Source organism: Crocinitomicaceae bacterium (assembly GCA_016708105.1).
Classification (GTDB): domain Bacteria; phylum Bacteroidota; class Bacteroidia; order Flavobacteriales_D; family Crocinitomicaceae; genus JADJGJ01.
The window spans coordinates 1,996,812-2,010,370 of sequence record JADJGJ010000001.1; the positions used below are offsets into that span (position 1 = coordinate 1,996,812).

General features: G+C 37.1%; 14 protein-coding genes. 7 read left to right on the forward strand and 7 right to left on the reverse strand.

Translation table 11 applies throughout. The features are described from left to right. Positions 1 to 67: 67 nt before the first annotated feature. The 6 genes from IPH66_08735 to IPH66_08760 all read left to right on the forward strand — a co-directional run bounded on the left by IPH66_08735 (position 68) and on the right by IPH66_08760 (position 4,475). Positions 68 to 232 (forward strand): hypothetical protein, encoded by a 165-nt coding sequence (locus tag IPH66_08735; protein ID MBK7129432.1) that lies wholly within the window; start codon positions 68 to 70, stop codon positions 230 to 232. Beyond that, the gene (locus IPH66_08740; protein ID MBK7129433.1) at positions 229 to 819 is read left to right on the forward strand and encodes an N-acetyltransferase; all 591 of its coding nucleotides are present in this window, start codon (positions 229 to 231) and stop codon (positions 817 to 819) included. The genes IPH66_08735 and IPH66_08740 overlap by 4 nt, the downstream gene beginning before the upstream one ends. 147 nt (positions 820 to 966) lie before the next feature. After that, positions 967 to 1,860: a toxin-antitoxin system YwqK family antitoxin gene (locus tag IPH66_08745; GenBank protein ID MBK7129434.1), complete on the forward strand. Its 894-nt coding sequence runs from the start codon at positions 967 to 969 to the stop codon at positions 1,858 to 1,860. Positions 1,861 to 1,906: 46 nt separating this feature from the next. After that, positions 1,907 to 3,001: a biotin synthase BioB gene (gene bioB / locus IPH66_08750; GenBank protein MBK7129435.1), complete on the forward strand. Its 1,095-nt coding sequence runs from the start codon at positions 1,907 to 1,909 to the stop codon at positions 2,999 to 3,001. Between the two features lie 81 nt (positions 3,002 to 3,082). Next, entirely contained in the window at positions 3,083 to 4,189 is a 1,107-nt protein-coding gene (gene recF / locus IPH66_08755) for a DNA replication/repair protein RecF (GenBank protein MBK7129436.1), read from the forward strand. Positions 4,190 to 4,208: 19 nt separating this feature from the next. After that, on the forward strand, positions 4,209 to 4,475 hold the full coding sequence (locus tag IPH66_08760) for a DUF721 domain-containing protein (GenBank protein ID MBK7129437.1): 267 nt from the start codon (positions 4,209 to 4,211) through the stop codon (positions 4,473 to 4,475). Between the two features lie 197 nt (positions 4,476 to 4,672). Here IPH66_08760 and IPH66_08765 read toward each other — a convergent pair whose 3' ends face one another. The 4 genes from IPH66_08765 to IPH66_08780 all read right to left on the reverse strand — a co-directional run bounded on the left by IPH66_08765 (position 4,673) and on the right by IPH66_08780 (position 8,654). Further along, positions 4,673 to 5,872, reverse strand: a complete 1,200-nt coding sequence (locus IPH66_08765) for a cation:proton antiporter (protein MBK7129438.1) — start codon at positions 5,870 to 5,872, stop codon at positions 4,673 to 4,675. Between the two features lie 132 nt (positions 5,873 to 6,004). Further along, on the reverse strand, positions 6,005 to 6,397 hold the full coding sequence (locus tag IPH66_08770) for a hypothetical protein (protein ID MBK7129439.1): 393 nt from the start codon (positions 6,395 to 6,397) through the stop codon (positions 6,005 to 6,007). After that, entirely contained in the window at positions 6,394 to 7,893 is a 1,500-nt protein-coding gene (locus tag IPH66_08775; GenBank protein ID MBK7129440.1) for a DUF839 domain-containing protein, read from the reverse strand. The genes IPH66_08770 and IPH66_08775 overlap by 4 nt, the downstream gene beginning before the upstream one ends. 383 nt (positions 7,894 to 8,276) lie before the next feature. Next, entirely contained in the window at positions 8,277 to 8,654 is a 378-nt protein-coding gene (locus IPH66_08780; GenBank protein ID MBK7129441.1) for a hypothetical protein, read from the reverse strand. Between the two features lie 235 nt (positions 8,655 to 8,889). Here IPH66_08780 and IPH66_08785 point away from each other — a divergent pair, with 235 nt between their 5' ends. Further along, positions 8,890 to 10,110, forward strand: coding sequence for a T9SS type A sorting domain-containing protein (locus tag IPH66_08785; GenBank protein MBK7129442.1), 1,221 nt, complete (start codon positions 8,890 to 8,892; stop codon positions 10,108 to 10,110). A 4-nt stretch (positions 10,111 to 10,114) separates the two neighbouring features. Here the strand turns inward: IPH66_08785 and IPH66_08790 are convergent, their stop codons facing one another. From IPH66_08790 to IPH66_08800, 3 genes are all read right to left on the reverse strand, one after another. Next, positions 10,115 to 11,134 (reverse strand): toxin-antitoxin system YwqK family antitoxin, encoded by a 1,020-nt coding sequence (locus tag IPH66_08790; protein ID MBK7129443.1) that lies wholly within the window; start codon positions 11,132 to 11,134, stop codon positions 10,115 to 10,117. 134 nt (positions 11,135 to 11,268) lie between these two features. Next, complete coding sequence (locus IPH66_08795) at positions 11,269 to 11,673, reverse strand: acyl-CoA thioesterase (protein MBK7129444.1); 405 nt, start codon at positions 11,671 to 11,673, stop codon at positions 11,269 to 11,271. Beyond that, the gene (locus tag IPH66_08800; GenBank protein ID MBK7129445.1) at positions 11,670 to 13,544 is read right to left on the reverse strand and encodes a polysaccharide biosynthesis protein; all 1,875 of its coding nucleotides are present in this window, start codon (positions 13,542 to 13,544) and stop codon (positions 11,670 to 11,672) included. Before IPH66_08800 ends, IPH66_08795 begins: the two co-directional genes overlap by 4 nt. Positions 13,545 to 13,559: the final 15 nt, after the last annotated feature.

Here is a 13,559-nt window from a genome sequence, read left to right on the forward strand (position 1 = left end):
TTACGCTTTGACTGAGATAGCGCACTATTGAGTACAAAGGTTTTTTTTTGTACCTTTGGATTTCAATATGGCAATTGAAATTAAACGAACACCGGTACTACATGATGAAGCAGCTCAGATTTTCCTAAAAAAAATCAGCAGCAAAAAATCGCGTGCCTCTTCAAAAAAGGTGAAAAATTCTATGAAAATAGCAGCAAAAATCCTTTTTTCATACAAGAGTGCAGAAGAATGATTAGTTTAGAAAGTGATTGCACTTTACACGTTATTTCTGCCAAGCACCCAATTAAAAAATTTGATTGCAGCAACCCTGATCTGAACGATTTTTTCTGCAATGAGGCACTAAAGTATCAAGACCAACTTTTGGGTGAAACCTATTTTTTCAGATTAAAAACTTCAAACAAAATTGTCTGTGCATTCACTATTGCAAATGATAGTATCAAAGTGTTTGATCTACCTAACAGCAGAAAGAAGAAGGTTAGTAAATCTGTTCCTCGTGAAAAAATAATGCGATCATTTCCAGCTTTGTTGATTGGGCGTCTGGGGGTTGACTCCGAATTCGCCTCGCAATCGGTCGGCACACAGTTATTGGATTTCATCAAATCATTTGCCCTCATTGAATTTAAAAACAGATGCAGGTTCTTGCTGGTGGATGCTTACAATAACGAAAAAGCATTAAATTTTTACATCAAAAATGAATTCTGGTTTGTGTTTTCAACTGAAGAACAAGAAAAAGAATATTACAGTCAAATAAATTCAGGAGAATTAAAAACCAGATTCATGTGTTTTGATCTTCTAACCTGGAAAAATGCATTAAAATAAGTTGCCTGAATTTTCAGTATTCATTGCATCATCAAAATAAATCTTGATTTTATTTAATTAAAAATCCTCTGAATCTCACTGAGATAATGCCTATTATCCCTCTTTCTCAGCAAATGATTAATTTTAGGCCGTAATATCAAACTTTCAATGCAGCAAGAAACCAAAAATAAAAAAACGTCAGTTCAACTTGTTTTTATTCTCATGATACTATTCATGATACAAGGTTGTGGTGACTCCAACAGGCATCCTGTGATTGGTGGAGGTTACGGCATTGGAGAAAAGGTGAATGAAAAACGTGAAGGCTACTGGAAATTTTATGGTGATAATGATTCGCTAAAGGCTGAAGGAAATTATATAAACAACTTGGCTCAAGGCGAATGGAAATTTTATCACTCCAACGGAACGCTGCAAGAACAAAGTATTTGGACCAATGATTTAGTCAATGGGCCTATCACCACTTGGCATGAAAATGGAAAAATTCATTACAAGGGCAAATTCATCATGAATAAAAAAGATGGTTATTGGGAATATTATTATACTGATGGAAGTTTGATGCAACAAGAATATTACGTAAACGGACGCGAAGATTCAACTTGGACGTGGTATTATCCAACCGGTGGTATTGAGCAAATTCAAACTTTCAGAGATAGCGCTGTCAGCGGACCCTTCGTAAAATATTTTGAAAATGGCAACAAGCAAATGGAAGGTAATTATTTTTTCAACCAGCAAGATGGTGACTGGTACACCTATTATGAAGACGGCACCCTGCAAGATCACTCAATTTATAAAAACGGAAAACTTAACGGGCACGCTATCGGATATCACGCCAACAGCATGACACGCTTTGAAGGCAATTATATCAATGATTTAGAAGAAGGAATTATCACCTGGTATTATGATAACGGAAAAAAACAAGTGGAAGGAAATTATACTAAAGGAATGGAAAACGGTACCTTTACCTACTACACCATAGAAGGTAAAGTGAATTATACCCGAACCTATGTAAACGGAACTGAATTACTTGATAATACCGTAGAGTAATTAAATTCCGCGTTAATTAGCATTAATAAAAAACAAGATACATCACATGAAAATCAATCGTGAATTTGCAACACAAGAGGCAGCGCTTAAATTATACCATAGCCCATTGATGGATTTAATATATCAGGCCGCTACCATTCACAGACAATATCACAACCCTAACGAGGTGCAAATGAGTTCACTCATTTCAATAAAAACCGGAGGCTGCGCTGAAGACTGCAGTTATTGTCCGCAATCAGCAAAATACCATACTGATTTAGATGTAAAACCACTCATGACAGTTGATGAGGTATTAGGTCTTGCTGCCAATGCCAAAGCCAACGGCTCATCCCGCGTATGCATGGGAGCCGCCTGGAGAAACGTGCGTGATAACCGCGATTTTGACCGTGTGCTTGACATGGTAAAAGGCATCAACACCATGGGCATGGAAGTGTGCGCAACCTTGGGTATGCTCACGGCACAACAAGCTGAAAAATTAAAAAACGCAGGCCTCTACGCTTACAATCACAACCTTGATTCATCGCGTGAATTTTATAAAGACATTATTTCAACGCGTGAATATGATGAGCGTATTGAAACCATTCATCACGTGCGCAAAGCAGGCATTGCAGTTTGCTCGGGCGGAATCATAGGCATGGGTGAGCGCGTTGAAGACCGCATCGGCTTATTACTTACCTATGTGTTAATGGAGCAGCCACCTGAATCAATTCCAATCAACGCACTGGTAGCTGTTGAGGGCACACCACTTGAAAATCAACAAGAGGTTCCGGTATGGGAAATGGTGCGCATGATTGCAACTGCACGCATCCTTTTTCCTCAATCCATTATTCGTTTATCAGCCGGTCGCACGCAAATGTCTAAAGAGGCGCAGGCACTCTGTTTTATGGCAGGTGCATCATCTGTTTTTGCAGGTGATAAATTGCTTACCACTCCTAATCCGTCGTTTAATGAAGACCAGGAACTCTTCACTATTTTAGGCATGAAACCCAAAGCACCTTTTGTTGATGGTGAACAACCTAAAATTATAGATGACAAAAATGAAAAAGAAAACGCCTGTGAACAAAAAATAAAAAGTTCTTCATCATCTGCTAACAAAGGTGAAAGCGGCAGTTTTCAGCCTCGCAAAATTGTTGTTGAGTAAATACCTCTATCAAACATTGTGTATCTTTGGTAAGCTTGTCGCTCATATTTATTTTGGCAGGTTTACTTTGAGTTATTATACATGCATCTTGCGCGCATTTCATTAGTTAATTTTAAAAATTATCTGCAGGCTGATTTAGAGTTTACAGATGGTATCAATGTATTTACCGGTGATAATGGCGCAGGCAAAACAAATTTGCTTGATGCTATTTATTATCTCTGCTTCTGTAAAAGTTTTCTCAATCCAATAGATAGTCAGAATATTCGCAACAGTGAAAAGTTTTTTTTAGTGCAAGGCCTATTCCAATCATCAGAAAAAGAAACTGAAATATCATGCAGTGTTCAGCACGGTCAGAAAAAAAAAGTAAAACGCAATAAAAAAGAATACGATAAACTGGCTGATCATATTGGTGCTTTTCCTGCGGTAGTTATTTCACCTTATGACACCAATTTAATCAGTGAAGGCAGTGATACCCGCCGCCGTTTTATTGACAGCATCATTTCACAATTTGACAAAACTTATCTTGACACCTTGTTGCGTTATAACAAGGTGCTTGATCAGCGCAACGCATTGCTCAAACAATTTTATGATCAGCGTTTGTTTGATGCTGAAAGTATTGATGTGTGGACCCATCAATTGGTTGAACTTGGTCAGGTCATTTATGAAAAACGACAACATTTTTTATCCGCTTTCATCCCTGTTTTTCAAAAATATTTTGATCTTATTTCCAATCACCGTGAAGAAATTCATATTGAATACCGCAGTCAGTTAAGTGATCATGATTTTACATCTGAATTAAAAAACAGTGAACGGCGTGATATGCAAAGTGGCTACACGTCTGTAGGCATTCATAAAGATGATCTTATCTTTCTTATTCACCAGCAACCCGTTAAAAAATTTGGTTCGCAAGGGCAGCAAAAATCTTTCTTAGTTGCACTTAAATTAGCCCAATTTGAACTCATCAGTCAACTCCTTGGTATGAAACCACTCTTGTTGCTTGATGATATTTTTGATAAATTAGATCATCAACGCGTAACACACCTCATGCAGTTAGTATCTGACCACGCATTTGGGCAAGTATTTGTAACTGATACTGACCTTGATCGCATTAAAAAAGTATTTTCATCCAGCGGCTTTACGCAGCGTATTTTTAAAGTAGAAGGAGGCAACATTGAGCAGACGATCTGATAAAGAAGACGGCGTTTCTATGAAAATAGCCATTGAACAATACCTCAAAGCCATGGGCATTGATCGTAAATTGTTTGAAACTTCCATACTTGCCAAATGGCCTCAATTAATGGGTGATGCCGTAGCACAGCGCACTGATTCAAAAGAAATTCGTGAAGGCATTCTTTACCTAAAAATAAATTCCTCTGTCATGCGCAATGAACTTTTTCAAATGCGTTCAGTCATCATCAAGCGGGTGAATGAGGCTGCAGGTTTTGAATTAATTACTGACGTATATTTCAGTTAATCAGGTTATTTTTAATTTGGGCGTGCCCCATCCCCAATGGGTATGGGTCGGGCTTTCCGCTACAAGTCCTCTGCTGCGCATGCGGGCTTTTCACTGCAATCCCTCACGCAGCAATTATACAACTTGAAATTTTGATGCTGTCATGCGTTGCGCAATACTAATCAACTTGGTAATATTGACCGTGATTAGCAAAAAACTCAGTGACTTTTCTTTTTCTCAGTTTCTGAAATATCTACATTTTTTCTTGCCACCATCAAACCAAACATCATAATAAGTGCTGTTAAAATAATCACCTGAATTATTACTGATCGGTTGACAATAGGTATTTGTTGTGCCTGGTCAATTGATAAAAAAAGTAAAATAGTAATTAAGCCTCTCGGCGAAATAAATAAGGCCGGGTTCAGCGGCATACCTGACAATTTGAGTTGAATCACCCTGATGGCAAAAATAATTCCAACAATACCAAACGACCACATAAGGGTTTCCATATTTAATATTTCAGCAGTTTCAATCAAATATCCAAACAGTAAAAAAAACAGGGCGCGCACCAAAAATGTTGCCTCACCGGTGAGCTCTTTAAACCGCTTAACCTCTTTGTTTAATTCTGCCGGGTCTAGCCTTTTAATCCATTTGAATTGTTTCAGTTCATCCAAATTGCCAATAAATAATCCAAACAACAAAATAAAAATCAGTGATGGTAAATGAAATGATTTTGCAATGGCATAAATTAATATCACCAATAATATAATGGGCACAAATTTAATGTGGTGTTCAATGCGCTTCAGCAATATTGCAAGCCCTAATGTTGCAATAAATGAAACAATACCCATAATCAACACCTCTAGTCCAAAATAACTAAAAGCAGCAAAATCATACACCTCATTCAGTGCAATAAAATTGAAAAGTAGTACACCAAAAATATCTGAGAAACTACTTTCATACACAATGAATTCACGCTGTTTTTTATCCAAATTGCGTACACTGGGAATTGCAATAGCACTGCTGATTACAGCAATAGGAATAGCATTTATCAAACTAAGTCTAAATGAAAAATTCCCGTAATAATAAAATAAAAATGCCATTAAAAAAGACATAGCAACCAGTGAAAGCAATGCACCAAAAACTGATTTACTCATCAATCTTAATTTAGATTTGTTCATCTCAACTTCCAATGATCCTTCCAACACAATTAAAATCAAACCAATAGTACCAAGCACAGGTAATACTTCAGTAAAATCAGGTAATTCTAAATAAAAAAATGAAGTAACCTGCCTAACAAACCAACCTAACAAAAGCAATAAAATAACTGACGGCACCTTAGTTTTTGATGCAGTTAAATCAAAAATATAAGCAATTAGCAGTAATGAACAAATGGCAATTATGATAGTCTGAGTCATTCAGTATTTCAGCATTCGTTTGAAAAAAAAAACAGGGATGAATTTTCAGAATTAACACCCAAACTGCGAGGTAAATTTACAGATAATAAGCAATGTAAAAATTGTGCTTAGTCAATTTATATTCACAGTGACTTATTCAAACACGTTGAGTTGGTAGGTGTCATAGGTGCCGTCACTCAAATAGAACTTGTACATGTAGGTACCGGCCGTGTCATGACTTATTGGGTAATATGATGAGTCCTCCTTGAATTCAAGATTACAACTGCAACCCTCATACATAAGTTTTACTTTTATTTCTGTCAAAGCGCCGGTTTCAACAGTTTCAAATTCAAGAAAATTGCCGCATGAATTTTCAATAATGTATTTAACTTTTAGCTCATGCATTACACCGGCCTGCAGGCTGTCCGGAAAATCACTCACCAGGGCTGACCCATATTTTTCTTCATCACATGCGTCATCAATTTGATCACAAGCCACTGCAACCAAAACTACCAGAAATATTATTGTCCAAATTTTAAATTTCATTTTCTGAATCCTTCAATCAATACGGTGCATGATCTGTTAAACGGTGCCGGGTTTGCTTTGTCCGGATGCATGATATTCAAAATCATAGATCCGTCAGGTAAAAATATCACCCCGGTTCCTTCAGTTCCTTTGGGCGTAACCGCAAAACGCATCAAATCATCAACCGTTGGATTTTCAATACTCATATCTAAAAAATACAACTCGTTGAAAAAAGTTTTGTTGTCAGCACCTGCCCTTCCTCTGTCAGCGCCATTGATATCTTCACAAAATACCAAATACGTTCTTCCTCCCAGAGTAACGGACGTAATGCAATCAGGGTTGGAAAAACAGCCGGAAGAATCAGAAAAAAATCCGCCTTCAAGATATGATCTCATGCTATTTGTCTGTGGGTCAAACGCTAAAATACGACCAAACGGATCATCAAATTCATTGCCTTGTCTATGTAAACCCGTCATCACATAATCTGGTACCGTACCTCCTTTGCTTATTCCATCTGTCCAGTCAAACATATCTTCACCTGTTTCAGTGATATAAATTTTACCATTCACTTCCTGCATCCATTCATGACGAATGAACATAGAAGCGCCTTTTTCCATGGCAATTTTTGTACAGTTAATAAGTGAAACGGTGTCCATTGGTAAGGCTATCCAATCTCCACCTTGCCCGTCAGCACTTTGTTTATAGGCATACAATTGCCCGTCTTCATATTGATTTGGTTTGGTTGCAATAAATTTCAAAAACACACCCGGGCTGTTGTCATCAGTCAAATAAACCGTTGTGCCATCACTCATAAACTGAATATCTTCATGTACGTAACGTCCCATTTTCCAATGTTTTTTAATTGCCTTACCGGTATGCGGATCCACTTCAACCACATATCCCATGTTTTGCCAAAGTGGTCTTCCGTTTTGAAATGAAGTATCGGTATGACCTTGTCCGTTTGACCAAAGCACACCGGTGTTTGGTGCCCACACCTCTTCACAGGTAAATACCGTTCCGTTGGGTGAAATACTTCCGCCGCAATTTCTATCTGTTCCTCCAACGCCTGAAAAATCAACATGTTTAAATTCACCGGTTACTTCCCAACTTCCATTTTTAAGTTCAATGTCAAAAACTGTTGCGCCTCCTCCATCTCCCAGATCAGCATTAGCGGCGCGTGTTTCATGTGATATGTATAATTTTCCTTTAGTATCAGGTGATGATTTATCCGGAATAAAAACTGACAAATCAAAACTTCCTTTAGCCGGGAATTGTTTTCCATCAGCGCGGGTAACCAAATCAAATTCTTCTCTGAATAAAATTTTATACCTGAATCCATCTGGTAATAAAAGTGAATCCGTTGTAAAATTTGATTCAAGCGACGTGAACTGCGGAACGGTGTCAACAGTTACAGTTACCGCAGACGTGGTATCTTGATTAGAATTATTGTTTACATTTTTTTCTCCGGCGCAGCCAAAAAATAAAACTACAATCAGACTTAAAATAAATTGTTGCATGGCTTTTTCTTTAGGGGATGTAAAGATAAAAAACTCTTTGGTGTGCGGTGTTAATAAACAGAGTATTGATATATAAGAAATATCCGCTTATTACAATTTAATGTAATATCACAGCTATCAGCCCAATACACTTTGATGAAAACACATGGACACTTGTTGAAGATTAGTTCAAGAGACAATCTGCTGTGGACATATCAATGTATTCAATCACAATGTTGCCAACTTCACCTACAACACAAACTTAATAGACACATTAAATCTGCATCTTGTCACTGCGCCTTCATGATACGCCGATGACCATTTTGGAAAAATTGAAACCAGTCTGATAGCCTCAGCATCCAAACTTGGTGACTAGATTTTTATATTAATCGTACTTAATAAACTTATTGCCTATACCCAATATATGCTGCGCTGTCTCCATCATGGGCATAAGTAAAGGTCAGTTTTTCAGTTTCGCCTTGATACAAGAATTCATAGAGGCCATCATACGATCCTACCAACTCAACATTCAAGCCATTGTTAGCAACAACTGGAGTAAAAGTAGAAAACAACGAGCCCATTACTTCAACCGTACTTTTATCTAATCGGGTAACAGAGACAACGTAACCAGAATTTATAATGGTATCATTTCCGTCAACTAAACCTTGAAAATTTCCACTGAAATTTCCCTCCATCAAAGTAGAAGGTTGATTTTTTTTACATGAGATCATCAAGCATGATCCGGCAAGCAATGCACCTAAAATAAATTTCATTTTTTTCATACAGAGATTCGTTTTTTTCAATTCATTATTACCAAAGCATTATCCTTTTTTTATCGTGAGATAATTCTTTGCGTACTTCTATTTACCGAGCTAAAGGTAGCGAATTTTAATTTTTCAGCCATTTGATCTATAAATGATTGATTTTAAAAGTTTATGCCATTCAATTTATAAAGAACTTTAAAGAGGCACAGGAATTGTAACAGCAGAGCAAAGAAAAAACAGGTAAATTTGACCTATGCGTAAATCAATTCTAACCCTCATCATCAGTTATCTATTTTCCATGAGTTTGTTCGCGCAGCTCACGGATACCTTGAGCGTGATGTCTTATAATCTATTGAATTTCCCAAGCGCTTCACCTGAACGAATTGATACATTAAAAGGAATTTTGCAATATGTTCAGCCCGATATTTTAATGGTTTGTGAACTCACCAGCGGAGCAGGCGGAGACGATATTTTATTTAACGCATTAAATGTTGGCGGCATCACCAGTTATGAATCAGCAAGTTTTTCAGACGGACCTGATACGGATAATCTGGTCTATTATAATTCAGACAAACTTGGATTGAAAGAGCAAAACGTAATTTCAACTGCCTTGCGTGACATCAATGAATATGTATTGTACTACAAAAGCACTGACATATCAACTACTACAGACACCACATTTTTTTACATTTACGTATGTCACCTTAAGGCAAGTTCAGGTTTTGAAGCAGAACGTAATGCAGAAGTACAGCAATTAAAAAATTATCTGTCAACACGCACAAACAGGCAAAATGTGTTAATTGCAGGTGATTTTAATTTTTACGGAAGCGATACTGAACCAGCGTGGAATACTTTGCTGAGCGGTTCAGGCGTTACGATTGTTGACCCTATTAACAGCCCGGGACACTGGAATTCTAATTCATCTTTTGCATCTATTCATACACAAAGCACGCGCACAGCAAGCTTTGGTGGTGGTAGCACCGGAGGTATGGATGATCGGTTTGATTTTATTTTCATTTCGCCTGATCTCACTAATTATGGCAATGATGCCAAATACGTAACAGGCACTTACAAACCTATTGGTCAGGATGGATTACACTACAACGATGCACTCATTGATGCTCCTCTTAACACAACAGTTCCCTTAAGTGTATTATATAATTTATACAACATGTCTGACCACCTACCCGTGTTTATGAAAATTTCTGTTGCAACAATTACCAATGATTTACCGGAATCATTGAACGGAATTAAAATATGGTATGATCAGTCAACCGATAAAATCAGATTTCAAACTGAACAGCAGCATGAACTCAATGGTCCTTTTTCAGTATGTGACCTGAGCGGAAAAATTGTTTTACAACAAGATTTTTTAAATGCTGATCAAACACTCAGCACTGAACTCCTTGATTCAGGATTATACATTTTACAAATGGAAAAATACCAATATCGCTTTAAGTTTTTGGTACCGTAAAAGTTTATTCTTTTTTCTTCTTTTTACCGCCATCCTGATTTTCTTCACCTTCACCGGTATCCGTCTTTTTTTCTTCTTCAGGCGCAGCAACTTCTTCACCAAACTCATTGTAATAATGCTCTTCAACTACCACACCTTTTTTATAGATAGCGCTGTATTTTAGCGTGTTTTTATCATCATCATAGTATTCTTCAAAAATTCCCCAGCGCACCCCTTTTTTATAATTTTCTACTGTCCATTTTCTGCCGGTCATGTAAAAGCGTTTGCACTCTCCTTCCAATACACCGTTTTCATGATTTTCAGTATAAAACAATACCCCTGTTTCATAGTAATAAGATGAGGGGCCGGTTTTTTTATCATTGATATATTGTTGTTCTGATTCTACCTTTCCATCCAAAAAATAGGTACGATACATGCCATCAAATTTTCCGTTTTTGTATTCAATTTCTTTTTTCAAAGCGCCGCCCGGATAAAACTCTTGTTTTTTTCCATTGAGCTGACCCATTTTCCACATTTCAATTTTTTCGATGGTGGAGTCAGCAAAATAATATCGTTGTTCACCATCAGCAGCACCCATTACAAAAGTTTTTTCCCATTTGAGAGAACCATCTTCGCGGTAAAATTTCCAGGTACCGTTTTCTTTTCCTAAACCTTCAGTATCATGGGCGCGAATCAGGTTAATATTGCCATTTTCATAGTACACGGTATCAATACCAAACGACCACCCATTTTTATATTCAAGATACATCCATACATTTCCATTGTTGTGACATACTTTACAACGACCACTATATACGGCCTGTGTCTTTTTATTATACACAATATCTTTGTCTTCACCGTTGATATTTACCTTGTCAACGTAGACCAAATTTTCACAATCAGGCACCATTCTGAAACGGGGATCTCGGCACAAAGGCGGTTTCACTTCATTGGTTTGTTTATTTTCACCAGAATCAGGCGTGAGATTCTGTGCAAAAGCAATTCCTGAAAAAAATATCCAGGCTAAAATTGAAATATGTTTCATACAACAAATTATAAATGAAAGAGACTACAATGCAAATATCATGAGGCATTCAGATTGGTAAAAATCAACACCAAAAATCTGCCGGCAAATAATTACAGGGCTTAAATTAATAAAAATGCTTTCAATTAGTGTGCCTAAGCTGAAATTCGGCGATGTTTGTTCAAAACTTCACGCACCTTTTCAGGCACGGGTATAGTTTTACCAATGGTGTAGTCAAGACAAACCACCACTGATTCTCCATAGGTTTTCAGCACATCATTCTGATCTTTCACCTCATACGAAAGGGTGAAACTTTTTTCACCAATGTGAGCACAACTCACTTCAATTCTGATTTGATCAGTGAGATAAACCGGCACATGATATTCAATGGTGTTTTTTTTCAAGATAAAACCAAATTTTTTCCAATCCCAATCAGTGCCTAAATCTGTGACAAAAAATGTCATGCGAGAAGATTCAAAATAATGAAGGTAAGCAGCGTTGTGTACGTGACCTCCCATATCGCAATCAGCATATCTGATTTGAATTTTTGTTGAAATCATTTGTCAAGGTTTTCGTAGATGGAGTTATTGCTTTTAAATTCAGGCACAATCTCTTTCATCAAACGCACAATTTCAGTATTGTTTTGTCCGTCAAAGAGACTGGTAAGTTTTTCAATGGATTTTGAAATTTCATTAAAGTCATATTCTCTGACACGTGCAATTAAAATTTGCGGATGGTGTGTTGGAATGGTATTCTCTTCATTAGTGAGTAATTCTTCATACAATTTTTCACCCGGGCGCAAGCCGGTAATTTTTATGTAAATGTCTTTATTTGGTTCAAATCCTGACAGCTTGATCATTTTAACTGCCAGATCATAAATGCGCACAGATTCTCCCATGTCAAACACAAAAATTTCTTTCCCCTGCCCCATCATGCCTGCCTCAAGCACCAGCTGACAAGCCTCAGGTATTGTCATAAAAAACCGGGTAATGTTTTTATCGGTAACCGTGATTGGTCCGCCTGATTCAATTTGTTTTTTGAAAAGCGGAATTACAGATCCGTTTGAACCCAGCACATTTCCAAAACGCGTGGTAATAAATTTTGTAGCACCAATTGCGTTGGCAGACTGTGCGTATATTTCAGCAATACGTTTTGAACAACCCATCACATTAGTTGGATTCACTGCTTTGTCAGTAGAGATGAGTACAAATTTTTCAACCTTATATTTCACCGCTAAATCAACCATGTTTTTTGAACCTAATACATTGGTTAAAATGGCTTCTGACGGATTATCTTCCATCAAAGGCACATGCTTGTATGCACCGGCATGAAAAACATACTGCGGTTTAAAAGTACGAAACACATTTTCAAGCCGATTGACATTTCTGATATCGGCAATAACAGATTCAGTAAACTGCTTTTGCCTTTTCTCGGTGAGCTCCATTTCTAATTCGTACAAAGGAGACTCAGCCTGATCAAGCATGATGATTCTTTTAGGGCTGTATTCAACTAATTGTCTCACTAACTCACTGCCAATCGAACCTGCTGCACCGGTCACCAAAATAATCTTACCAACAAACTCTTGTGTCAGCTGATCCTGATCTAATTTAATAGATTCACGTCCTAACAAATCTTCAATACGTATTGGTGTGATTTGTCCTGAAGTAAATTCACCATTCATCCATTTGCTTGGTGAGGGCACATTTAACACTTCTACATTATTTGCAAGACAAATATCTATGACGGCTCGTTTATTTCGGTTATCCGGATTTTTAATAGCAAGAATAATTTTGCGGATATTTTTTGTCTTGATCACCTGTTCTAATTTTGATGAATGAAAAATCGGAATTCCTTCCATCATACTTCTATCTTTCAATTTATCATCATCAATATAGCATACTACGTGTCCGTCTACATTTGCTTCTTTATCAAGTGTGTGTTTAGTGATCAAACCATATATACCGGCACCATACACCGCAACAGCAATTTCAGATTTTGAGCTTTTGATATCTTGTATGTATAATAGTTTTATTGCAAATCTGAATACCAAAAGAAAACTTATACTCACAAAAAATTCAACCACTAAAACAGAAATGGGGAATAAAAAAGTACCGGCAATCCAGTAGAATTTTATCACCGAATAAACAGCCAGCAAAAAAGTACCTGAGAGCATGGCATAAATCACCCGTTTGACATCTTGTGAACCCGTATGCCTTAAAATACTTGTATGAATTTTGAATGTGAAAAAACAGATGCCCCTAATTACTAAAAACACGGGTAAACCATTCAGAAAAATATCCAACTCTTCATCAAACGGGATATTCACCACATCAAACCGAATGAGGTAAGCAATGATCAGTGAAAAGAATACCAGTACAAGGTCAATACTTAAAATGACCCAGCGAGGAGTTATGCGTTGTGGAATATGAATCACGCTACAAAATTA

Coding starts and splice junctions, on each gene's coding strand:
- IPH66_08790 (MBK7129443.1), bottom strand. CDS start 11,134: ATGAAACATATTTCAATTTTAGCCTGGATATTTTTTTCAGGAATTGCT.
- IPH66_08775 (MBK7129440.1), bottom strand. CDS start 7,893: ATGCAACAATTTATTTTAAGTCTGATTGTAGTTTTATTTTTTGGCTGC.
- IPH66_08770 (MBK7129439.1), bottom strand. CDS start 6,397: ATGAAATTTAAAATTTGGACAATAATATTTCTGGTAGTTTTGGTTGCA.
- IPH66_08795 (MBK7129444.1), bottom strand. CDS start 11,673: ATGATTTCAACAAAAATTCAAATCAGATATGCTGATTGCGATATGGGA.
- IPH66_08760 (MBK7129437.1), top strand. CDS start 4,209: ATGAAAATAGCCATTGAACAATACCTCAAAGCCATGGGCATTGATCGT.
- IPH66_08785 (MBK7129442.1), top strand. CDS start 8,890: ATGCGTAAATCAATTCTAACCCTCATCATCAGTTATCTATTTTCCATG.
- recF (MBK7129436.1), top strand. CDS start 3,083: ATGCATCTTGCGCGCATTTCATTAGTTAATTTTAAAAATTATCTGCAG.
- bioB (MBK7129435.1), top strand. CDS start 1,907: ATGAAAATCAATCGTGAATTTGCAACACAAGAGGCAGCGCTTAAATTA.
- IPH66_08740 (MBK7129433.1), top strand. CDS start 229: ATGATTAGTTTAGAAAGTGATTGCACTTTACACGTTATTTCTGCCAAG.
- IPH66_08735 (MBK7129432.1), top strand. CDS start 68: ATGGCAATTGAAATTAAACGAACACCGGTACTACATGATGAAGCAGCT.
- IPH66_08780 (MBK7129441.1), bottom strand. CDS start 8,654: ATGAAAAAAATGAAATTTATTTTAGGTGCATTGCTTGCCGGATCATGC.
- IPH66_08765 (MBK7129438.1), bottom strand. CDS start 5,872: ATGACTCAGACTATCATAATTGCCATTTGTTCATTACTGCTAATTGCT.
- IPH66_08745 (MBK7129434.1), top strand. CDS start 967: ATGCAGCAAGAAACCAAAAATAAAAAAACGTCAGTTCAACTTGTTTTT.